The organism is Rhodanobacter sp. Soil_C_14, from assembly GCF_057657335.1.
In genome coordinates this window covers 976247-997285 of sequence record NZ_JBDGIQ010000001.1, presented here as the reverse complement: position 1 = coordinate 997285, position 21039 = coordinate 976247, and the positions used below count along the sequence as shown (strand labels likewise).

Sequence of the window (21039 nt, the reverse complement as noted above, 5' to 3'; positions counted from 1 at the left end):
ACATGGCGGACCTGTCGGTGCCTTTTCGGGGCGCGGGCGCGTCTTGCGAGCGCAGCCGGTTTCCTGCCGCTCCATGAATGATCGGACGGGGCGATGCACCGGCTTTCTGGGCAGGGCGTTTCGCAAGGCAGGCTGGTCCGGTTCAATGACAAGCAGTGAACCACCAACGCGGCAGCTTGCCGCATAGGGAGAGCCTAGTGCTGAACAGGATCAGTAGTCTTGCGCGGGGCCTGTTCATCCGGGACAGTGCCAGCCGTTCGGCCAGGCATGCGGACCGGAACCTCTGGCATTTGACGCTCGGCTCTTTCACCGAATGCAAGACCCTGATTGAGGCTCATGCCGAAGAGTTCCATCAGCGGCGGCTTCTTGAAAGCCGGCTGGAGGAGCAGTTGGGCGAGGACGAACAGGGCATTCTGGCCGGGGAATGCTGGGTTTGTTCCACGACCCGGGAGTTTCTGTACGACCGGAACTATTCCGACGGCACCCATGTGAACTGGCGTGAGCGCCTGGTGTGCCCGAGTTGCGGTCTCAACAATCGCTTGCGGTTGTGTGCCCAGCTGATCGAACGCCTGGCACCGCGAGGTTCATCGCTGTATCTGACGGAACAGGTCACGGCCCTGGCGAGCCGCCTGAGTCGGCGCTACCGCAAGCTCGCGAAGAGCGAGTATCTCGGTGACGACCTTGTATCAGGCAGCGTGGATGCGCGTGGCATCCGCCATGAGGATGTGACCGCGCTGAGCTTTCGTGACCAATCCTTCGATTACGTCCTCAGTTTCGATGTTCTCGAACACGTTCCGGACTACCGGAAGGCTCTCGCGGAGTTCAGGCGCGTATTGAAGGACGATGGGGGGCTTGTTCTTTCCGTTCCATTCGCACTGCTATCCGAGAAGAACATCGTCCGCGCGCGTATCGGGTCGGACGGCGAGGTAGAACACCTGCTTGCGCCGGAATTCCACGGGGACCCGGTCGATCCCCATGGAGGCATCCTGTGTTACTACCATTTCGGTTGGCAGCTTCTGGATGAGCTTGAGGCCGCCGGTTTCAGAGGGGCGCGGATCGAGGCTTACTGGTCCCTGGAATATGGGCACATCGGCGACGAGCAACTGGTGATTGTGGCCACCCGATAGCCTCGTGATTGCGCTATCGGGCGCGCCGGGCGGGGGCGGAGCGGAGGGCGTTCTGGCCAGAGCACCCTTACAGCGCCGATCCTGCCCCTTCGGTCCTCAGCCCAGTGCCTGTTCCAGCTCCGGGATGATCTTGAACAGGTCACCCACCAGGCCGAAGTCGGCGATTTCGAAGATCGGCGCCTCGGCATCCTTGTTGATCGCCACGATGGTGCCGGCGTCCTTGATGCCGGTGAGGTGCTGGATGGCGCCGGAGATGCCGATCGCCATGTACAGCTCCGGCGCGATGATCTTGCCGGTCTGGCCGACCTGCAGGTCGCTGGGCACGTAGCCGGCGTCGACGGCGGCGCGCGAGGCACCCACGGCCGCGCCGATCCGGTCGGCGAACTTGAAGATGATGTCGAAGTTTTCCTTCGAGCCCACGCCGCGGCCGCCAGAGACGACCTTGCTCGCGCTCTGCAGGTCGGGGCGGTCGCTGCTGCCCTGCTTCAGTTCGATGAAGCGTGTATGCGCGGGCAGGGCGACGTCGATGGCCAGTGCTTCGACCGGCGCGCCGTTGGTGCCGGTGGCGGCGGCCGGCCACGAGGCCGAGCGGATGGTCGCCACGACGGTGTGGGTGGCATCGGCCTCGACCGTGATGATGGCGTTGCCGGCGTAGATCGGGCGCTTGAAGGTGTGTGCGGCCTCGACGCTCATCACGTCGCTGACCTGGGCCACCCCGAGCAGGGCGGCGACGCGCGGGGCGACGTCCTTGCCGAACGTGGTGGACGGCACGAACACGTGGCTGTAACCGGCGGCGGCGCTGGCGATCTGCGGCGCCAGCACGGCGGCCAGCGGATGCGCGTTCTCGGGCCTGGCGACGGTGAGCACGCGGCTCACGCCGTCGATCTGCGCGGCCTCGGCAGCGATCGCATCGGGAGTGTCCGACAGCACCAGCACGTCGATCGCCTCGCCCTTGATGGCGATCGCGGCGCTCACGGCGCGTGCGGTGGCAGAGTTGAGTTTGCCGCCGAGGTGTTCGGCGATGACCAGGATCTTGCTCATGGGGTTTCCTCAAACTTGGAGCGTGGGGAGCTTTATTCGAAAGTCCGGCCATGGATGGCCGGGGCCTGATCAGGGACGATCACAAAAGCCCTTTCTGCTTCAGCGCGGCGACCAGTTCGGCCGCGTCCTTCACCATCACGCCCTTGCTGCGCTTGGCCGGCGCGGCATGGTGGGTGGTCTTGAGGTGGTCGTGCGTCTCGACGCCGAGCGAGCCGAACTCGATCGTGTCGATCGGCTTGCTCTTGGCCTTCATGATGTCGGGCAGCTTGATGAAGCGCGGCTCGTTGAGGCGCAGGTCGGTGGTGATCACCGCGGGAAGCTCGGCCTCGATCACTTCCAGGCCAGCGTCCACTTCGCGCGTCACCGTGGCCTTGCCGTCGGCGATCTCGACCTGGCTGGCGAAGGTGGCCTGGGGGCGGTCCCACAGCGCGGCCAGCATCTGGCCGGTCTGGTTGGCGTCGTCGTCGATCGCCTGCTTGCCCAGGATCACCAGGCCCGGTTGTTCCTTCTCGACCAGCTTCAGGAACACGCGGGCGGCGGTCAACGGCTGCACGGCATCGGCGGTGGTCACGTGGATGGCGCGATTCGCACCCATCGCCAGGCCGTTGCGCAGGTGCGCGGTGAGATCGGCCGGACCGATGCCGACCACGATCACCTCGTCGGCGACGCCTTTCTCGCGCAGGCGCAGCGCCTCTTCCAGCGCGATGTCGTCGAACGGGTTGGCCGAGAGCTTCACGCCGTCGGTGACCACGCCACTGCCGTCGGGTTTGACCTGGATGCGCACGTTGTAATCAACGACGCGCTTGTAGCCGACCAGAATTTTCATCTGCGATTCCTTGACCTCATGGACCACCCCTGCGGGGGCGCGGGAGCCGCCATTCTAACCGGCTTCAAACATTCGTACGAAACGGGGCGGGTCTGCGGCGATGCGACGCAGCCTCAGCCGCTTCGCCGGGCATAGGGATACGGTCCGGGGGCGGCGTCGACCAGCCCCAGCAGCCCGGCCGTGCTCTTCACGGTGAATCCTCCGCTACGCGCGGCGAGGCTGAATACCCGCTCGATCGCATGGGCCAGCGTGCCATCGAGCTGGCCCGCTTCGGCTTCGAATCCCGCCATCTCCAGATGGGCGTCGAGCAGCGGGCGAAACGCCGCCGGTCGCACCCAGAACATGCTGCCGGCGATGAAGCTGTCGGTCTCCACGTTTGGGGCCGCGATGCCCAGACGGCGGGTGAGGTAGTCGACGTTGTCCTGGTTGGCGCCCCAGTAGTAGTCCAGCGGTTGCAGGTGCCCTTCGGCATGCACCAAGCCCAGCTCCGCGTCGTCGCGGAAGGCGGCGGCGATGCGACTGGCCCGTTCCGGCGCAAGCAGCTTGTCGAGCAGTTCGCGGCGCCAGGCCTCGCCGTCCTGGCGATGGGTGGAGCGCTTGCCGTGCAGCTTGAGCACCGTGGTCACGCCTTCGTCGAGCAGGCGGTTGGCCACGTGCAGGAACGGCAGGATGTCGCGCCCGCGGTTCTCGAACACGTCGATCTCGGCGTCCAGGCCAAGTTGCCCGGCGCGCTCGCGCACCGCCTGTTCGCGCTCGTGCGCGGTGGTGATCACGATGCGCCAGTCGATATTGCTGGCGCGCAGCGCGGCGACCAGCTCGTCCAGCAGTTCGGGGTACCAGATGTGGATCACCGCGCAGGGTCGCGCGTCCGGGGGCGCTTCGGCCCGCAGTGCGTTTCGGGTGGCTTCGAGCCAGGCGTGGCCGAGCCGCCTGTCCGGTTCCAGCACCGCGCCTTCGGCCCATTCGTTCCAGGCGTTGACGAAGACCAGCGGTTGCGCCGGAAAGCGCCGTCGCGCGGTGGCCACCGCATGACGCAACCAGTCGCGGTAGCCGCGTGGCGAGGCATGCGCGAACACCCGGCCGCGCCCGCTGCGCCGCGGCTCGTTGTCCCAGCCGGGGTTGACCGCGGGATAGCGCGGATAGGGCGGATCGGCTTGCGCCATCGACAGCCGGGCCAGTTCGCGCCAGTCATGCACGTCGCCGTGATAGTCCGGATTGAGCAGGCGCTGCCTGGCCGTGATCGGGTCGAGCGTGGTGTTGTTCGGCGGGAATTCGACCGCGGCATCGAAGCCGATCGTGCGCGGATCGACGCGATCGAAGCTCTGCACATAGGCCAGCTGGATCTCACCGATGCCGTTGCCCCGGCACCATTCGCGCCAGCGCGCGGCAGTCGCCTTCGCGTCGGGCAGCAGGCCGGGTCGATAGACCAGCAACAGCGGTTTGCCGTCGACGCGCAGGTAGCGCGGGTCGGTGAGGTAACGCGCGACGTGCGCGATGAAGGCATGGTCATCGGCATGGTCGTGGCGCTGGCCGATCAGGATGTCGTCGGCGCGACCGTCCCAGCGGCGTGACCAGTTCTCGTTGGCCCAGCACAGGCACAGCGGCAGATCGAGCGCGGGATCGGCCAGCCATTGCTGCAGCGGCTGCTCCAGCAGGGTCTTGCCGGCGAACCAGTAGAAATAGCTGCAGAACGCGCCAAGGCCGTACTCGCGGGCCAGCGTCATCTGCTGGCGCATGACGTCGGGCTGGCGCAGGTCATAGAAGCCCAGTTCGCCGGGCAGGCGCGGCTGCGCGTGCCCCTCGAATTGCGGCAGGGCGCGGGTCACGTTGTGCCACTCGGTGAAGCCGGCGCCCCACCATGCGTCGTTCTCCGGAATCGGGTGGAACTGCGGCAGGTAGAACGCGACCACGGTGGCGGGCAGCGATGCCGGCAGGTTGCCGGCGCGATGTGGTGCGAAGCCGATGGCACGCGCGTCCGCGCTGGTGCGCAGCCGGTGTTCGACCTGCGAGCCGCTGCCCGCCTGTCCGCGCGGACCGGGTGGCAGCAGGTCGGCGTGACGGTCCAGAAATCGCTGGCGCAGCCGGTCACGCGTGGTCGCCGGCATCGGCGTGAGGCGAAAGCCGGCACGCAGCGCGGTGAACAGGAGTCGCTTGGCGAAGTGAGAGGAGGGCATGACGGAGGATCAGGGGCAATGCCGCAGCATCGGCGCTGGAAGACCGGTGGTCAATCCAGCACCCGGCGCAGGGTGGTGTCGGCGGCCTCGGGCGAGAAGTGCTGGCGCACGTTGTCCTGGCCGCCGGCCGACAGTTGCCGCCAGAGCGCCTCGTCGCGTTGCAGCCGCAGGACCGCGTCGACGAAACCGGCGGCGTCGCTGGCCACCAGCACGTCGCGACCATCGACGAGTTGCATGCCTTCGACCGCCACCGGCGTGGCGATCACCGGTACGCCATGGCTCATCGCCATGTTGATCTTCCCCTTCACGCCGGCACCGAAGCGCAGCGGTGCGAGGGACGCCAGGCAGGCATCCAGCCACGGCGTCAGCTCGGCGACGCGCCCGTGCAGTTCCATGCCGGGAACGGCCAGTTCGCGCCGCGCGGTGTCGGGCATGTCGCCGAGCACGTGCACGGTAATCTTCGGCGAGAGCTCGCGCAGTTTCGGCAGGATTTCCGTGGCGATCCAGCGCAGCGCGTCGCTGTTCGGCGGGTGGCCGTAGCCGCCGATGAAGACCAGGTCGCGCCGCTCGTGGTGAGCGCGCCGGCAAGCCTGCACGGTATGGATGTTCGACAGCAGCTCCACCCGCGCCCGGGGCAGCAGTTGCGCCAGCAAGTCCTGTTCGTGCGGACTGACCACCAGGCTGACGTCGGACTGTTCGATCAGGGCCAGCTCGCTGCGGCGTGCCGCTTCCGCCTGGCGGGCCATCGCTGCGCTGCCACCCACTTCGGCAGCGCGGCCCTCGCGCAGGAAGTGCAGATCCACGGTGTCGAAGATCAGCCGGGCCTGCGGCGCGTGGCGACGGACGGCGGCGGCGTACTGGCCTGCCACCGTGTGGCGGCACAGGATCACCGCATGCAGTTCGTGGCCGTGCCGGCGCAGCCAATGCGGCAGGTCGGCCACTGCGGGCCGGCACAGCACCTCGCAGCCCAGCGCGCCCAGCGCATCGATTTCCGCGGGACTGGCGCGGCCGTCGTCGGGCAGGAAGACGGTGCCCCAGCCTTGTCCGTCGAGCAGGCCCAGGATCGCGCACAGCCGCAGCGAGCCCGAGTCGCGCGCCGGTTCCGGCGTCATCGCATCCACCACCAGCACGAGGCCGCGCTGGCGCCAGCGGATCGCCCTTTCCACCGCCGTGCCAACCGGTGGCTGGGCTGCCAGTTCGGTGGCCCATTTGTCGACGAAGGTCAGCTGGTTGAGGCGCTGGTGGCGTTTCATGCCGCGATCGAGATCGGTGCCCGCGCTGATGCCTTCGCAATGGATCACCGTGCTGGCCGGCTCGTAGTACACGCGCAGGCCGAGCCGGCGCACGGCGAAGGCCAGGTCGACATCCTCGTAGTAGGCCGGGGCGTAACGCAGGTCGAAACCGCCGACCTGTCGGAAGACCTCGCGGCGGATCAGCAAGGCCGCGCCGGAGACGTAGTCGACTTCGCGACGCCAGCGGAACGTCGCGGCCTGGCGCGGCTCGAAGCGACCGGTGGTCCAGCAACTGCCGTCGGCGAACACCAGCGCGCCGGCTTCCTGCAGGCGGCCGTCCGGATACACCAGCTTGCTGCCCGCGATGCCGCAGTCGGGATGATCGGCGAAGCACTGCAGCAGCGCGTCCAGCCAGCCCGGCGTGACCTGGGTGTCGTTGTTGAGGAACAGCAGGAACTCGCCGCGAGCGGCGGCCGCACCGGCGTTGCAGCTGCCGACGAAGCCGAGGTTGTCGGCGTTGCGCACCAGATGCAGGCCGGCGATCCGGGCGAGTGTCGCGGCGCTGTCGTCCGGCGACGCGTCATCCACCACGATCACTTCGAAAGCCGTCCGTGCTCCATGTCGCGCCAGCGAACGCAGGCAGGCGAGGGTATAGGCAAGCTTGCCGTGGATCGGGATGATCACCGAGACACGAGGCTGCCCGCTGACGGGCAACGCAAAGGGTGCGAACGGCTCGTCCAGCGGCAACAGCTCCAGCGCCTCGTCGAACGCGGGACGCGCCTGGAACTCCTGCGCGACGCGCGCCAGCGTACCGCGCACGCCACGCAGCGCCAGGCTGGCGGCGATGCGGCGGCTGATATAGACCAAGCGCTTCAGGCGCCATCGCAGGTGGGAAATCAGGACTGCTTCCTCCGGGGATCGCCGCGGCCATTGTCGGTGGCCGAACCCCGGCAGGCGAGCGTCACCGCCACGCGGGTCATGGCCACGGCCAGCGCCACCGACGAACGGCCAGCTTGTGGGTATGGCCGAAATCGATCTCGCGGAAGCGTGCGATCCGGCGCTGGCCGTGTCGGTAGTAGCGCCAGTCCGCCTTTGCCGCAACCGGCCTGTCGGGATCGAAGAACACATCGATGTGATGCACCGGTACGCTTTGCGGCGTGACGTGCATGACCAGGCTGCGCCGTGAGCGCTGCCTGACCTGATGAGGCGAACCGCCGTGGAACATCGACGGGTGCCAGATGATCATGTCGCCACGCTTCACGTGGATCTCTTGCGCAAGCATGCCGCGCTCGTCGCACTGCCGCTGCACGGCGGCCTGGTAGGCGTTCCAGCCGAGATCGGAGATCGGCGGGATCGAGCCGGGGTCGGGAAACAGTTCCCGCGCCAGTGCGGCCACGTCGATCGCCGGCAACAAATGACTGCGCGGTACCACCCGCAGCGGCCCGTTGTCCGCATCGACGTCATCCAGCGCCAGCCACATCCCCAGGTAGCGGTCGGGCGGGCGCGTGCAGAAGTACGGCGTGTCGCGATGCAGCGCCTGCTCGGAGCCACGTTCGTAATACAGGCTGGTGTAGAGCGTGGCGGGTTCCCCGAAAAAGCGATCGCAGGTGGCCAACGCGGAGTTTTCCGCAAACACGTCAGCCAGTGCATCGATCGCCAGATGCATGTTCACCACCCGGTAGAGCTGGCCGTGTTCGTTGGCATTGTCGCGGATCGCCGCACGGTGCACCCGCTTGAACGCATCGATGCCGGCCAGCGCGCGCTCGCACGCGGCCACGGACACGGCGTTGCGGATCACCGCATAGCCTTGTCCGGTGAGCTGGGCCAGGGCGTCAGTCATGCCGGTTTGCCGGGAAGCCACGCCGCCATGTGCCGGAAATCATGGGCGGCTTCTCAGAGGTTCTGGTAGTTCGGGCCCGAACCGCCTTCCGGCGTGACCCAGGTGATGATCTCGTACGGGTCCTTGATGTCGCAGGTCTTGCAGTGCACGCAGTTGGCCGCGTTGACTTGCAGGCGCTTGCCGTGCGGCTGGCTTTCGTCGGCCACCATCTCGTAGACGTTGGCGGGACAGAAGCGGGTGCAGGGATTGTCGTATTCCTCGACGCACTTCGTGGCGCAGATGTCGGTGTCGGCCACGTGCAGGTGGATCGGCTGGTCTTCGTCGTGCTCGGTGGCGGCGAAGTAGACGCCGGCCAGGCGGTCGCGCGGGGCAAGCGTGCGCTGCACGTAGTCGCGCTTCGGTTCTTCCTGGGCACCGAGCTTGTGCAGCGAGGACCAGTCGGCCTTGTTCTTCAGCGTCCACGGCGACAGGCCGACGGTGACGGTTTCCCACGCCGCATTGAGCAGTCCGAACCACAGGCCCTTCTTGAACGCGGGCTTGATGTTGCGCACCTTTTTCAGTTCGGCCATCACGTCCGAGCCGCGCAGCTTCGCGTCGAAGCCGGCGGCGTCCAGGCCGTTCGCGGCGAGATGCTCGGCGGCCAGCATGCCGCTCTTCAGTGCCTGGTGGGTGCCTTTCACCTTGGGTACGTTGAGCAGGCCGGCGGTGTCGCCGATCAGGATCGCGCCGGGCATCTCGCACTTCGGCAGCGACTGCCAGCCGCCGGTGACGATGGCGCGCGCGCCGGCCGACAGGATCGTGCCGTCCTCCAGCACCGGCTTCACCATCGGATGGTTCTTCCACTGCTGGAAGGCCTCCCACGGCTTGTATTCCGGGTCGCTGTAGTCGAGCCCGCTGATGTAGCCGAGCGCGATGCGATCCTTGTCCAGGTGGTACATGAAGCTGCCGCCATAGGTATGCGTGTCGGCGGGCCAGCCGAAGCTGTGCACGATCTTGCCCGGCGTGACGCGGCCGGCGGGCAGCTGCCACAGCTCCTTGATGCCGATGGAATAGCCTTGCGGATCGCTGTCGGCGTCCAGCTTGAAGCGCTTGATCAACTGCTTGGTGAGGCTGCCGCGGGCACCCTCGGCCAGTACGGTGACTTTCGCCTTGATGTCGATGCCTTCGGTGTAACCGGGCTTGTGCGTGCCGTCCTTCGCCACGCCCATGTCGCCGATGCGCACGCCGGCGACCGAGCCGTCTTCGTTGTAGATGTTGTCGGCAGCGGCGAAACCGGGGAACACGTCCACGCCCAGCGCCTCGGCCTGGGGCGCCAGCCATGCGCACATCGCGCCCAGCGACACGATGAAGTTGCCGTGGTTGCGCATGCCCGGCGGCACCGGCAGCTTGTGGCCGCCATCCTTGCCGAGCAGCCAGAATTCGTCGTCGCCCGCGGGCACGCAAATAGGTGGTGGCCGGTCGCGCCAACCGGGCAGCAGGGCGTCCAGCGGCTGCGGCTCGATCACCGCGCCGGAGAGGATCTGCGCGCCGATGGCCGAGGCTTTCTCGATCACGCAGACGTTCACGTCGGGCTTCAGTTGCTTGAGTCGTATCGCGAATGACAGTCCCGCCGGACCGGCGCCGACGACGACGACGTCGTATTCCATGGTTTCGCGTTCGCTCATGGCGGACTCCGGGATGCGAGGTGTGGGCGCAGGCGGTTGCCGTGCGTCGGGGTATGGATCAGACGACCATTGTCCGGTTTCGGGCGCCGCGCGGCAACGCGTGCTGCGCCACCGCTTGCATTCACTTCACGGGACGCGGTGATAATCGGGGCATTCTCAGGGAGTTTTCATGAATTCGATGCCGCCGATCGCCGATCTCGACTTGCGTCGTGCCTCGCTTTGCCAATTGCTGCACTGGCTGGCCACCGGCCGGGTGCAGCCGCGGGTGCTGGCCGATGTCTACCAGCAGGCGATCGAACGGCTGGACCCCGAACTGCATGCTTATGTCGACCAGCGTTCGGGCCTGCTGCAGGATCAGGCGGACCTGGCCGACCGGCGTCGTCGCGACGGCGTGATCGGACGGCTGGACGGCATTCCGCTGGCGGTGAAGGACAACTTCGACATCGCCGGCTGGCCTACGCGGGTCGGCCTCCCCGGTCGCGGCAAGCCGGTGCAGGAAGATGCCCACGTAGTGGCGCGGCTGCGTGCTTCCGGCGCGCTGCTGGTGGGCAAGACCAACATGGACGAAGGCGCGCTGGGTGCCACCACCGACAATCCGCACTTCGGCGCCACCCACAATCCGCATCGGCACGGCTACACCGCCGGCGGCTCTTCCGGCGGCGCGGCGGCAGCCGTCGCCGCGGGCCTGGCGGTGGCCGCGGTGGGTTCGGACAGCCTCGGCTCGATCCGCATCCCGGCGAGCTACTGCGGCCTGTATGCATTGAAGCCGACGCACGGCGAAATTTCCGCCCGTGGCCTGGTGCCGGCGGCGCGGCGACTGGATGCCGTCGGCCTGCTGGCGCGCAGCGCCGATGACCTGACCGTCCTGCTGCAGGTGTTGGCCGGCTACGACGCCGACGATGCGCGTTCGCGCCGTCGGCGTGTCGCGTTCGCCCTGCCGGACTGGGAGCCGGGCAACCTGCGCGCCGGCCTGCTGCCGGATCTCGCTGGCGTGGGCGTGCAGCCGGAAGTGATCGAGGTGTTCGAGTCGGCGCTGGCGAAACTCCCGCATGCGCTGGGCGATCGGCGCACGGTGGATTTCGCCGACTGGGATTTCGCCCGCACGCGCCGCGCCGGCCTGCTGCTGATGGAGGCGGAGATGCTCGGCACCTTCGCCGCCGACCTGGCCAACACCGAGCGCCCGGTATCGGAGCGCTTCCGTCAGATGCTCGGCTACGCCGGCCGCAAGAGCGCGGCGGATTATGCGGCGGCCGACCGCGTGCTGGATGCGGCCACGCTGAAAATGCGCCGGCTGTTTTCCCGGGTCGACGTGCTGGTCATGCCGACCACGCCCCAGGGAGCGTTCCCGCTGGATGGACCGGTGCCCGATTCGCAGGCCGACCTCACCAGCTTCGCCAGTCTGGCCGGTTGCCCCGCGGTGAGCCTGCCGATGGGAACGCTGCCCAACGGCATGCCGGTGGGGCTGCAACTGGTCGGTGCGCGCGGTTCGGATCTGCGCCTGCTGGAACTGGCGGCAGTATGCGCGGCGACGCTGGATGCCGACCCGGCCTATCCGGTGCTTGCCTGAGGATCGGATAACATGCGGTGCTTGTCGCATCGACGCGGCCCCTGATCCCACATCGCGAAACTCCAGTGTCTGATGGCATGACATCCGTACCGGTCGCATCCTCATCCCATCTCGACGAACTCGAGGCCGAAAGCATCCACATCCTGCGCGAAGTGCAGGCGGCCTTCCGGCACCCGGTGATGCTGTATTCGATCGGCAAGGATTCCTCGGTGCTGCTGCACCTGCTGCGCAAGGCGTTCCATCCGGGCCGCCCGCCGATGCCGTTGCTGCACGTCGACACGACCTGGAAGTTCCGCGAGATGATCGCCTTCCGCGACCGCCTGGCCGCGACCGGCGAGATCGACCTGCTGGTGCACATCAACCAGGACGGCGTGCGCCAGGGCATTTCGCCACTGACCCACGGCGCCACCGTGCACACCGACGTGATGAAGACCCAGGCGCTGAAGCAGGCGCTGAACCAGCACGGCTTCGATGCGGCGATCGGCGGCGCCCGCCGCGACGAGGAGAAATCCCGCGCGAAGGAACGCATCTTCTCGTTCCGCAACGCCCAGCATCGCTGGGACCCGCGCAGCCAGCGGCCGGAGTTCTGGCACACCTTCAACACGCACATCCACAAGGGTGAAAGCGTGCGGGTGTTCCCGCTGTCGAACTGGACCGAAATGGACGTGTGGCATTACATCGAGCGCGAAGGCATCGAGGTCGTACCGCTGTATTTCGCCAAACCCCGGCCGGTGGTCGAGCGCGATGGCGCGCTGATCATGGTCGACGACGAACGCTTCGTGTTGCGCGAGGGCGAATCGGTGCAGATGCGCGAGGTACGCTTCCGCACGCTCGGCTGTTATCCGCTGACCGGTGCGGTCGAATCCTCGGCCGACACGCTGGCGAAGATCATCGACGAGATGGCGCATTCGCGCAGTTCGGAGCGACAGGGCCGCGTGATCGACCAGGATGCTTCCGCCTCGATGGAGCGCAAGAAGCAGGAAGGCTATTTCTGATGACCGTGCCCAGCGTACCGGGACTGCTCCGCTTCATTACCTGCGGCAGCGTCGATGACGGCAAGAGCAGTCTGCTCGGGCGCCTGCTCTACGATGCCGGCATGCTGCCGGACGACCAGCTGGCCGCGCTGGAACGGGACAGCCGTCGCCAGCATGGCGTCGGCAGCGACATGCTCGATTTCGCCCTGCTGACCGACGGCCTGGATGCGGAGCGCGAGCAGGGCATCACCATCGATGTGGCCTACCGCTATTTCCATACCGCGCGGCGCAGCTTCATCGTGGCCGACTGCCCCGGGCACGAGCAGTACACCCGCAACATGGCCACCGGCGCGTCCAACGCGGAGCTTGCCGTGGTGCTGGTCGACGCACGCAAGGGCGTGCTGACGCAGACCTGGCGACATACCTACATATGCGCGCTGCTGGGTATCCGCCAACTGGTGCTGGCGGTGAACAAGATGGACCTGGTCGACTTCGACCAGGCAGCGTTCGAGGCGATTGCCGCCAGCTACCGCGAGCTTGCTGCCGAGCTGGGCATCGACCAGGTGCATTGCCTGCCGGTGGCGGCGCTGAGTGGCGACAACGTGGGTACGCGTTCGACGCGCATGCCCTGGTATGCCGGTGACAGCCTGCTCGGCCTGCTGGAATTCGCCGACGTCACGCCCGTTCGCGCCGCCGATTTCCGCATGCCGGTGCAATGGGTGAGCCGGCCGGATCACAGCTTTCGCGGTTACGCCGGCACGATCTGCGGTGGCCGCGTGTCCTGCGACGACGAGATCGTGGTGCAGCCCGGCGGGCAGCGTGCGCGCGTCGCGCGTATCGTCACCGCCGATGGCGACCTGGCCCAGGCAGGCGAAGGGCAGGCGGTGACGCTGTGCCTGGATCGCGAGATCGACATCATCCGCGGCGATGTGCTGGCCGATGCGCTGCATCCCGCGCAGGTGGCCGACCAGTTCGCCTGCCACCTGCTGTGGGTGGGCGATGCGCCATTGCTGCCCAACCGCGACTATTGGCTGAAGCTCGGCACGCGCACGGTCAGTGCCCGGGTGATGTCGATCAGGCACAAGGTGGACGTCAACAGCCAGGCGAAACTGGCGGCGCGACAGCTGCTGTTGAACGAAGTAGGCAGCTGCACGCTGGGACTCGACGAGGAAATCGCGTTCGAGACCTATGCCGACAACCGCACCCTGGGCGGCTTCATCCTGATCGACCGCCAGAACAATGCCACGGTGGCCTGCGGCATGCTGGACTTCGCGCTGCGGCGCTCGGCCAACGTGCACTGGCAGCATGTCGACATCGACAAGCAGGTACGCGCCTCCAGCAAGGGGCAGCAGCCGTTGTGCCTGTGGTTCACCGGCCTGTCCGGCGCGGGCAAGTCGACCGTTGCGAACCTGGTCGAGCGCAGGCTGCATGCACTGGGTTGCCACACCTATCTGCTCGACGGCGACAATGTGCGCCATGGCATCAACAAGGATCTGGGTTTCACCCCGGAGGACCGCGTCGAGAACATCCGGCGCATCGCCGAGGTGGCGCACCTGATGGTGGACGCGGGCCTGATCGTGCTGGTCAGCGCGATCTCGCCGTATCGCGGCGAGCGACGTTCCGCGCGCGACATGTTCGAGCCGGGCGAGTTCATCGAGGTGTTCGTGGACGCCTCGCTGGAGGAATGCGAGCGACGCGACCCCAAGGGCCTGTACCGCAAGGCACGGTCCGGCGCGATCCGCAATTTCACCGGCATCGATGCACCCTACGAAAGACCCGAGGCGGCGGAAGTCCACCTGCTGGCCGACGGTCGGCGCGCCGAGGCACTCGCCGAACAGGTCATCGCCAGCCTGCCAGGTCTGGACTGAGCGGGCGGGGAGGGGGGGACTCGGCTTGGATTGCCGGGTGCTGGCGGGGATAATGGCCCATCCCCTCCGCAAGGCTGCGTCGCAATGACCGAGAAGACCGTACTCAATGCCACCCATCGCGCACTCGGTGCACGCATGGTCGATTTCGGTGGCTGGGACATGCCGATCAACTACGGCTCGCAGATCGAGGAGCATCACGCGGTACGCCGCGAGGCCGGCATGTTCGACGTTTCGCACATGACCGTGATCGATCTGCATGGTGCGCGGGTCCGCGACTTCCTTCGCCACCTGCTGGCCAACAGCATCGACAAGCTGAAGGTGCAAGGCAAGGCGCTGTATTCCTGCATGCTCGACGAGCGTGGCGGCGTGATCGACGACCTGATCGTGTATTACCTGGGCGACGAGTTCTACCGGCTGGTGGTCAATGCCGGCACCCGCGCCAAGGACCTGGCCTGGATCGAGCTTCAGGCGCAGGCGTTCGAGGTGCAGGTGAAGGAGCGTCCCGAGTTCGCGATGATCGCGGTGCAGGGCCCGGCCGCCCGCGCCAAGGTGCTGGGGCTGTTGCATGAAGTGGATCGCGCGCGCATCGAGAAGCTCGGCAAGTTTGCCGCTGCCGCGGCGCAGGGGCCGCACGGCATGCCACTGTTCGTGGCGCGCACCGGTTACACCGGCGAGGACGGTTTCGAGATCGTGGTTCCCGCCGAGCATGCCGTCGCCCTGTGGGAAGCACTGGCTGCGGCGGGTGTCGCGCCGGCCGGCCTCGGCGCGCGCGATACCTTGCGCCTGGAGGCGGGCATGAACCTGTATGGTCAGGACATGGACGAGACGGTCACGCCGTGGGAGGCGAACCTGGCCTGGACCATCGCGCTGGACGAGGGACGCGACTTCATCGGTCGCGCCGCGCTGGAGCAGCAGAAGGCTGCCGGCGTGCCGCGCGTAATGGTCGGGCTGGTGCTGGATGACAAGGGCGTGCTGCGCCACGGCCAGAAGGTGCTGACCGCGAACGGCGAGGGCGAGATCCTTTCGGGCAGCTTTGCGCCCACCCTGAACAAGGCGGTGGCGTTCGCACGCATCCCGGCCGGCGCGCCGGGTGACGTGCGCGTCGACATCCGCGGTCGCGAGGTGCCGGTGCGTCTGGTGAAATATCCCTTCGTGCGCGACGGCAAACCCTGCGAAGGGATCTAGGTTGTCGTCATGCACGTGCCGCTCGCGGCACATTCTTCCCGCAGGCGGATGTGGCTAGAATCACCGCCTGCAACCCAACCCAACGAGTGGACCCCGATCATGAGCGAGATTCCCGGCGATCTGAAATTTCTCAAATCCCACGAGTGGGCCCGCGTCGAAGACGACGGCCTGGTACGGGTGGGCATCTCCGATCACGCGCAGGGCCAGCTTGGCGACCTCGTCTACGTCGAGCTGCCCGAAGTCGGTTCGGCGGTGAAGGCTGGCACCGGCGCTGCCGTGGTGGAGTCGGTGAAGGCGGCGTCGGACATCTACTCCCCGGTCTCGGGCGAGGTTGTCGAGGTCAACGAGCTGCTCAATGACAAGCCGGAAACCATCAACGAGGATGCCTTCGGTGAAGGCTGGATCTTCCTGGTGCGTCCCAGCGATCGTGCCGAGCTCGACGAACTGCTGGATGCGAATGACTACCAGGATGTGGTCGAGAACGAAGACCACTGAGTCTTTCGCTCGTCGAGTGATGTTCCGCCGGCCGCTTTTGCGGCCGGCGCCGTTTTTGCGATAGCGGTTTGCCCGCTCGGGATGGTTCGCCGTGCTGCGTCGGAGCCTTCTTTTCGCAAGGCAATCGCGCTGCACTTTCCCGGGACGGGTAGCGCAGGATCAGTGGTAAATCGTCGGGAAGTTCGCGTGGATTTTTCGCTGCAATCTTCCCCGGCAATTTTCCGTCACGCAGTCTTCGAACGGAGCGCGGCGACGATCGATCGGTCCGCGAGCGCGTGCTCGCACGTCGTCCTTCCTGGAGAAGTCGGGACGCATCATCTGGTCGACGATGCATTCCGGGCCTGCCCGACCCGGGATCGGGCCATCTTTCGGCTAGTCGGAAAAATGATTTCAGTCGCGTTCCGTTCATCTGTCGGCGACGGTGTTGCGGTGGCCATTTTGCATCGCGCCAGAGAATCGCTTTCGCGCGGAAGATTTTCAACATTTTTTCGTCGCGCATGGCGAAAGCCTTGCAGGACAAGGCTTTCAAGGTGTTGGTCAAATTCTGATCAAAATCCGTTTGGAAGTATGGACGTCCAATTGAAAGATGCATGCAAACCCCGCAGGCCGCGTCGCGCGGTGGTTCCGGGCGGATCGCGGCCGGTCGGGCGGGTTGATTTCATGATTGAAATCAATTGACACCAGAAATCTTCAGGGATAGCTTTCGCAACAGATCACGGGGAATGCGTTTTATGGCAACAACCAAATTCATCAAGCCGTACGTCGAACACGGTGAAAAGGCGAATGCAGTACGCAAGATCACTGTCTCGATTCCGCTGCATGTATTGCGGCGGCTTTCTGATTTGCGCACGCATCGTCAAGTGAACAATCTTCGGCACGCTACCAACAGTGACGTGTTGGTCGAAGCGTTCCTGCACGCTTTTACTGGGCAACCACTGCCAACTGATGAGGAGCTGAGACGAACCATGGCCACTGCCAAGAAACCCGCTGCAAAGAAACCGGCCGCCAAGAAGGCCGCCGCCAAGAAGCCCGCCGTGAAGAAGGTTGCCGCCAAGAAGGCTGCCGCCAAGAAGCCGGTAGCGAAGAAGCCGGCAGCCAAGAAGGTTGCCGCCAAGAAGCCGGCCGCCAAGAAGGCTGCTGCCAAGAAGCCGGCTGCTGCCAAGAAAGCTGCCGTGAAGAAGGTTGCGAAGAAGGCTGCGCCGAAGAAGGCTGCCGCCAAGAAAGCTGCACCGGCCAAGGTGGTGAAGGCCACCAAGACCGCCAAAGCCAAAGCGAAGAAGTAAGCCGACCCGCGTTACCCAACAATAAGACAAGCAATCGACTTCTCTCCCCGCGGTGCCCAGCGCGGGGAGAGCACTTCGAAAGATTCGTCCCGGCCTGGCCGGGACGCTTCGTTTCCGGCGACGGAAAAGTTTCCGGCGGGAGGCGCGGGGCCAGCTGGCCCGCATCGAGTCCGCGCCCGGCGAGTCGCCGGCGGGTGAGGCGTCTTTCCCCGGCGGTCCGGAATTCGCGCCATTTGCCGTGCTGTCCCATTGGAGTTACCTTCTGCACATCCGCGCCGCGGTGAATCCGGGGGATTCGTCGCTCCTGGGTGTACAGGGGGAAAAAGCGCGGGTATCTGTCGACACTCAGTGAGAGACCATGGATACCCGATACATACTAGATACGCGCCGGCATGCGCGCGGGGCCATTCGCCCCACCATGATTGCCATCATCGCCATCGTTGTCCTGCTTGCCGTAGGCGCGTGGTTCCTCATCATCAAGCCGCACCAGGATCTGGTGATGGCCGACTCGGGTGGCCATCCGTCCACGCCGGTTTCCACCGCAACGCGGGCGGCGCCGCCACCGGCCAACGTGGCGGCGATGGATTTGAACCAGTTGCTCGCCGAGGCTCGCACGGCCATGAACGAGCAGCGCTATCTGGCGCCGGCCGGCAACAATGCCTTCGAGTTCTACCTGCGCGTGCTGGAGAAGGAGCCGGGCAACAAGGTGGCTTCGGATGCCTTGCGCGAGACGTTCCCGTTCGCTGCCAATTCGGCGGAGCAGGCGATCAACTCGCGTGACTTCAACGAAGCCCAGCGCCAGATCGATCTGCTGGCCAAGGCGGATCCGGCGAACTTCACGCTGACCATCCTGCGCTCGAAGCTGGATGCCCAGCGCAAGACCCTGGACAAGCAGCAGCAGTTGGCCCTCGACCAGGAGAAGGCGGCGCAGCTCGCTGCGCAGAAGGCGGCGGCGGACAAGGCTGCGGCCGATCAGCTGGCCGAACAGCAGAGGGCGCTGGCCGCCGAACAGCAGAAGGCGCAGCAGGCACGCACGGCGCAACAGGCCAGTCAGCCGACCTCGACGACGGCCAACGCCGCCGACTCGACCGGCGCTGCGGCAGCAGGCGCGGACCAGTCCGGCGCGAGCGGTGCCAACACCGCCGCCGTGCTGGTGAAGGCCGCTCCGGCACGCTATCCCACCGCGGCCATGCGCACACGCCAGCAGGGTTGGGTCGTGGTCACGTTCACCGTCGACCCCGACGGCAAGACCAGTGACGTGAAGGTGCTCGAGTCGCAGCCGCGCCATGTGTTCGACCGTGCGGCCATCGATGCCGTGGAGCGCTACCGCTTCACGCCGGCGATGAAGAACGGTGAGGCGGTGTCCAGCATCAAGCAGCAGCGGATCGAGTTCAAGCTCTGATCCGGAAGTGACCGATGGACTGGCGGCGCATGTTCTGCATGCGCCGCCTTTTTTTCGACCAGCAAAAATCCGGGGCCGTGAAAAAGGCGGCTGCGCGCGCCTTCTTCCATCGCGAGTCAGTCGGTGTGCGCAGTCGCGCGGCGGGCACGGTCACGGCGTGAGCGGGTACCGCCCTCCGCGAAAGCCGCAAGCCCTCAGAGCCTGTGAAGAAAACCACTTCCTGTGGTTTTCTTCTATCGCACGTCCGGTACGCGCCCGGACGTGCTCACGCGAATCAGTCACTTGCGTGACCGATCCGCGTCCGGCCATCGCGCAACCGCTCCTGCGTTGCCTCAACTCGGGCATCCATGCCCTCGCCGTGGCCGGGCTTCGAGGTTGAAAAAATCACAACCTCTCAGTGCTTGCGTGCTGGCCGATGGCGCGCGCGTGGCTTGTGCTTCGGTTTCCTGGCCCTGGTCGGCGCGGCAGCCTTGGCCGGCCCTTCGATTTCGGCCCAGTCGACGTGTGGCAGGCCGAGCAGGCCGTCCAGCACCATCGGCATCAGTCCGCTTGGCGTGGGCCCGGTGGAGTTCCACAAGGTGACCACGCCGGCACGGTACTTCGGGAAGAAACCGATCATGGTGCGGTAACCGGCTACGGCGCCGGCGTGATAGATCAGGGTTTCACCGCCGTATTCGTACACGCGCCAGCCCAGCGCGTAGTGGGCATCGGTGAGCCGGGCGCGACGCCAGGGCGTGGCGTGCAGTTCGCTGGGCGTGGATACGCCCGGAGCATGCAGCACGTCGAGCAGCGAGGTCGGCAACACGTCCTGGCGTCCGCCCATCTGCGCGATCAGCCATTTCTCCATGTCGCGGATGCTGGCGTTGACGCCGGCGGCGGGCGCCACGCGGTAGTAGGTCTCGTTCGGATCGAACGGAATCCAGCCACGGCTGCTGCCACGATGCGGGCGTGCCCAGCTCTTGCTGGATTCCAGGGCGGCGCGCCCATAGCTCGCGGTGGTCATGCCCAGCGGATAGAAGATGCGCTTGTCGACCTGGTGATAGAAGAAGTCGCCGGTGCGCGCGAGCACCACGTCGCCGATCATGCTGAAGGCGACGTTCTGGTAGCCGTAGCACTGACCGACGCCGCAGACCATGTCGACCTCGTCCAGCTTGCGCACCAGTTCCTCGTAGGACGTGTCGCCTTCGAGCATGTTGTCGTAGGTGTTTCGCGGCAGCCCCAGTCGCTGCCCCAGGATGTCGCCGACGGTGGCCCGTGCGGCAGCCTGCATGTCCTTCAGCTTGAAGTACGGCAGCACGTCGAGCAGTTTCGTGTCCCAGCCGAGCTTGCCGTCGTCGACCAGCAGGCCGGTCATCGCGGTGGCGAAGGCCTTGGACAGCGATGCCAGGCGGAACACGGTCTGCGGCGTGATCGGGTCCTTCGTGGTGGCATCGGTGTAGCCGATCGTGCCCTCGTAGGCCACCTTGCCGTCGATCACCACCGCGGTGGCGAGCCCGGCTACCGCATCGCGCTGCGCGACGCGATTGAGCCAGCGCTGGTAGTCCGCAAGGGTCTGCTTGACGCGTGCCGCCGGCAACTTCTGCGGCGTCTGGCCCACGCTGGTGGGCGCTGGCGCCGGTGCGGCGGAAGAGGGCGCCGCCTTCGCGCAAAGCGGCGCACAGGCCAGCCCGAGAGCGCCTGCGACCAGCAGGAAGAGCTTGTGAAACTGCATGGTATTCTGATCTGGTTCCGGCGTGGGGATGCGCCTCAGGGTGGGGAATTTGTCTATGGGTCTGATCATTGTTCTGATTGTCGTCGTTCTGATTGTCTTGTACTTCGTGGCGATCTACAACGGACTGGTGACTTCGCGCAACGGCTACAAGAACGCGTTCGCGCAGATTGACGTGCAACTGACGCGCCGACATGACCTGATACCGAACCTGGTCGAGACGGCCAAGGGTTACCTCGCCCACGAGCGGGGTACCCTCGAGGCCGTGGTGCAGGCGCGCAACGCGGCGGTGAACGGGCTGGCCGGTGCCAAGGCCAAGCCGGGTGACGCGGCTGCGATGCAGCAGCTGGCCAGCAGTGAAAATGCTTTGACACAGACTTTGGGTCATTTGTTCGCGCTGCAGGAGGCCTATCCCGACCTGAAGGCGAACCAGACCATGATGCAGCTGTCCGAGGAGCTCACCTCGACCGAGAACCGGGTGGCCTTCGCGCGGCAGGCGTACAACGATTCCGTGCTGACCTACAACAACAAGCGTGAAGTGTTTCCCGCCTCGTTCGTGGCCAACAGTTTCGGTTTCGCTGCCGCCGAATCGTTGAAGATCGAGAACCCCGCCGTGCGCGACGTGCCGAAGGTTTCCTTCAGCTGATCGCTGC

General features: G+C 66.2%; 17 protein-coding genes. 10 read left to right on the top strand and 7 right to left on the bottom strand.

The window, feature by feature from the left end; genetic code table 11:
• The first annotated feature begins 197 nt into the window (after positions 1-197).
• Positions 198-1127: a class I SAM-dependent methyltransferase gene (locus tag AC3A56_RS04590; protein WP_204109585.1), complete on the top strand. Its 930-nt coding sequence runs from the start codon at positions 198-200 to the stop codon at positions 1125-1127.
• A gap of 96 nt (positions 1128-1223) precedes the next feature.
• On the opposite strand, the gene AC3A56_RS04585 is transcribed toward AC3A56_RS04590, so the two are convergent.
• The 6 genes from AC3A56_RS04585 to AC3A56_RS04560 form a co-directional block, all read right to left on the bottom strand.
• Positions 1224-2168, bottom strand: coding sequence for an electron transfer flavoprotein subunit alpha/FixB family protein (locus tag AC3A56_RS04585; RefSeq protein ID WP_487769484.1), 945 nt, complete (start codon positions 2166-2168; stop codon positions 1224-1226).
• 79 nt (positions 2169-2247) lie between these two features.
• Positions 2248-2994 carry an electron transfer flavoprotein subunit beta/FixA family protein gene (locus tag AC3A56_RS04580; RefSeq protein WP_487769483.1) on the bottom strand — a complete coding sequence of 249 codons (747 nt, stop codon included), beginning with the start codon at positions 2992-2994 and terminating at the stop codon, positions 2248-2250.
• A 113-nt stretch (positions 2995-3107) separates the two neighbouring features.
• The gene (locus tag AC3A56_RS04575) at positions 3108-5168 is read right to left on the bottom strand and encodes a glycoside hydrolase family 99-like domain-containing protein (protein WP_487769482.1); all 2061 of its coding nucleotides are present in this window, start codon (positions 5166-5168) and stop codon (positions 3108-3110) included.
• A 50-nt stretch (positions 5169-5218) separates the two neighbouring features.
• Positions 5219-7267, bottom strand: a complete 2049-nt coding sequence (locus AC3A56_RS04570) for a glycosyltransferase (RefSeq protein ID WP_487769481.1) — start codon at positions 7265-7267, stop codon at positions 5219-5221.
• A gap of 109 nt (positions 7268-7376) precedes the next feature.
• Positions 7377-8240 carry a phytanoyl-CoA dioxygenase family protein gene (locus tag AC3A56_RS04565; protein ID WP_487769480.1) on the bottom strand — a complete coding sequence of 288 codons (864 nt, stop codon included), beginning with the start codon at positions 8238-8240 and terminating at the stop codon, positions 7377-7379.
• A gap of 53 nt (positions 8241-8293) precedes the next feature.
• Positions 8294-9904, bottom strand: a complete 1611-nt coding sequence (locus AC3A56_RS04560; protein WP_487769479.1) for an electron transfer flavoprotein-ubiquinone oxidoreductase — start codon at positions 9902-9904, stop codon at positions 8294-8296.
• Positions 9905-10073: 169 nt separating this feature from the next.
• On the opposite strand from AC3A56_RS04560, the gene AC3A56_RS04555 reads away from it, so the two are divergent.
• From AC3A56_RS04555 to AC3A56_RS04520, 8 genes are all read left to right on the top strand, one after another.
• Positions 10074-11471 (top strand): amidase, encoded by a 1398-nt coding sequence (locus AC3A56_RS04555; protein ID WP_056717398.1) that lies wholly within the window; start codon positions 10074-10076, stop codon positions 11469-11471.
• A 77-nt stretch (positions 11472-11548) separates the two neighbouring features.
• Positions 11549-12466 (top strand): sulfate adenylyltransferase subunit CysD, encoded by a 918-nt coding sequence (cysD, locus tag AC3A56_RS04550; protein ID WP_487769478.1) that lies wholly within the window; start codon positions 11549-11551, stop codon positions 12464-12466.
• Positions 12466-14313: an adenylyl-sulfate kinase gene (gene cysC, locus AC3A56_RS04545; RefSeq protein WP_487769477.1), complete on the top strand. Its 1848-nt coding sequence runs from the start codon at positions 12466-12468 to the stop codon at positions 14311-14313. Before cysD ends, cysC begins: the two co-directional genes overlap by 1 nt.
• A gap of 84 nt (positions 14314-14397) precedes the next feature.
• Entirely contained in the window at positions 14398-15498 is a 1101-nt protein-coding gene (gene gcvT, locus AC3A56_RS04540) for a glycine cleavage system aminomethyltransferase GcvT (protein ID WP_056717401.1), read from the top strand.
• A gap of 99 nt (positions 15499-15597) precedes the next feature.
• Complete coding sequence (gcvH, locus tag AC3A56_RS04535; RefSeq protein WP_487769476.1) at positions 15598-15993, top strand: glycine cleavage system protein GcvH; 396 nt, start codon at positions 15598-15600, stop codon at positions 15991-15993.
• Between the two features lie 731 nt (positions 15994-16724).
• A complete protein-coding gene (gene metJ / locus AC3A56_RS04530; protein ID WP_082542781.1) occupies positions 16725-17276 on the top strand; it encodes a met regulon transcriptional regulator MetJ in 552 nt (183 codons plus the stop codon).
• Positions 17277-17634: 358 nt separating this feature from the next.
• Positions 17635-18678: an energy transducer TonB gene (locus AC3A56_RS04525; RefSeq protein WP_056766775.1), complete on the top strand. Its 1044-nt coding sequence runs from the start codon at positions 17635-17637 to the stop codon at positions 18676-18678.
• Between the two features lie 14 nt (positions 18679-18692).
• The gene (locus AC3A56_RS04520; RefSeq protein WP_487769475.1) at positions 18693-18839 is read left to right on the top strand and encodes a hypothetical protein; all 147 of its coding nucleotides are present in this window, start codon (positions 18693-18695) and stop codon (positions 18837-18839) included.
• A gap of 233 nt (positions 18840-19072) precedes the next feature.
• Here AC3A56_RS04520 and AC3A56_RS04515 read toward each other — a convergent pair whose 3' ends face one another.
• Positions 19073-20389 carry a serine hydrolase domain-containing protein gene (locus tag AC3A56_RS04515; RefSeq protein WP_487769474.1) on the bottom strand — a complete coding sequence of 439 codons (1317 nt, stop codon included), beginning with the start codon at positions 20387-20389 and terminating at the stop codon, positions 19073-19075.
• A gap of 55 nt (positions 20390-20444) precedes the next feature.
• On the opposite strand from AC3A56_RS04515, the gene AC3A56_RS04510 reads away from it, so the two are divergent.
• Positions 20445-21032: a LemA family protein gene (locus AC3A56_RS04510; protein ID WP_056716280.1), complete on the top strand. Its 588-nt coding sequence runs from the start codon at positions 20445-20447 to the stop codon at positions 21030-21032.
• Positions 21033-21039 lie beyond the last annotated feature (7 nt).

Bases quoted from the DNA above. Each gene is read 5' to 3' on its own strand.
- cysD (WP_487769478.1), top strand. From the start codon at position 11,549: ATGACATCCGTACCGGTCGCATCCTCATCCCATCTCGACGAACTCGAG.
- AC3A56_RS04560 (WP_487769479.1), bottom strand. From the start codon at position 9,904: ATGAGCGAACGCGAAACCATGGAATACGACGTCGTCGTCGTCGGCGCC.
- metJ (WP_082542781.1), top strand. From the start codon at position 16,725: ATGGCAACAACCAAATTCATCAAGCCGTACGTCGAACACGGTGAAAAG.
- AC3A56_RS04580 (WP_487769483.1), bottom strand. From the start codon at position 2,994: ATGAAAATTCTGGTCGGCTACAAGCGCGTCGTTGATTACAACGTGCGC.
- AC3A56_RS04565 (WP_487769480.1), bottom strand. From the start codon at position 8,240: ATGACTGACGCCCTGGCCCAGCTCACCGGACAAGGCTATGCGGTGATC.
- AC3A56_RS04555 (WP_056717398.1), top strand. From the start codon at position 10,074: ATGAATTCGATGCCGCCGATCGCCGATCTCGACTTGCGTCGTGCCTCG.
- AC3A56_RS04515 (WP_487769474.1), bottom strand. From the start codon at position 20,389: ATGCAGTTTCACAAGCTCTTCCTGCTGGTCGCAGGCGCTCTCGGGCTG.
- gcvT (WP_056717401.1), top strand. From the start codon at position 14,398: ATGACCGAGAAGACCGTACTCAATGCCACCCATCGCGCACTCGGTGCA.
- AC3A56_RS04575 (WP_487769482.1), bottom strand. From the start codon at position 5,168: ATGCCCTCCTCTCACTTCGCCAAGCGACTCCTGTTCACCGCGCTGCGT.
- AC3A56_RS04525 (WP_056766775.1), top strand. From the start codon at position 17,635: ATGGATACCCGATACATACTAGATACGCGCCGGCATGCGCGCGGGGCC.
- AC3A56_RS04510 (WP_056716280.1), top strand. From the start codon at position 20,445: ATGGGTCTGATCATTGTTCTGATTGTCGTCGTTCTGATTGTCTTGTAC.
- AC3A56_RS04585 (WP_487769484.1), bottom strand. From the start codon at position 2,168: ATGAGCAAGATCCTGGTCATCGCCGAACACCTCGGCGGCAAACTCAAC.
- cysC (WP_487769477.1), top strand. From the start codon at position 12,466: ATGACCGTGCCCAGCGTACCGGGACTGCTCCGCTTCATTACCTGCGGC.
- AC3A56_RS04520 (WP_487769475.1), top strand. From the start codon at position 18,693: ATGGACTGGCGGCGCATGTTCTGCATGCGCCGCCTTTTTTTCGACCAG.
- gcvH (WP_487769476.1), top strand. From the start codon at position 15,598: ATGAGCGAGATTCCCGGCGATCTGAAATTTCTCAAATCCCACGAGTGG.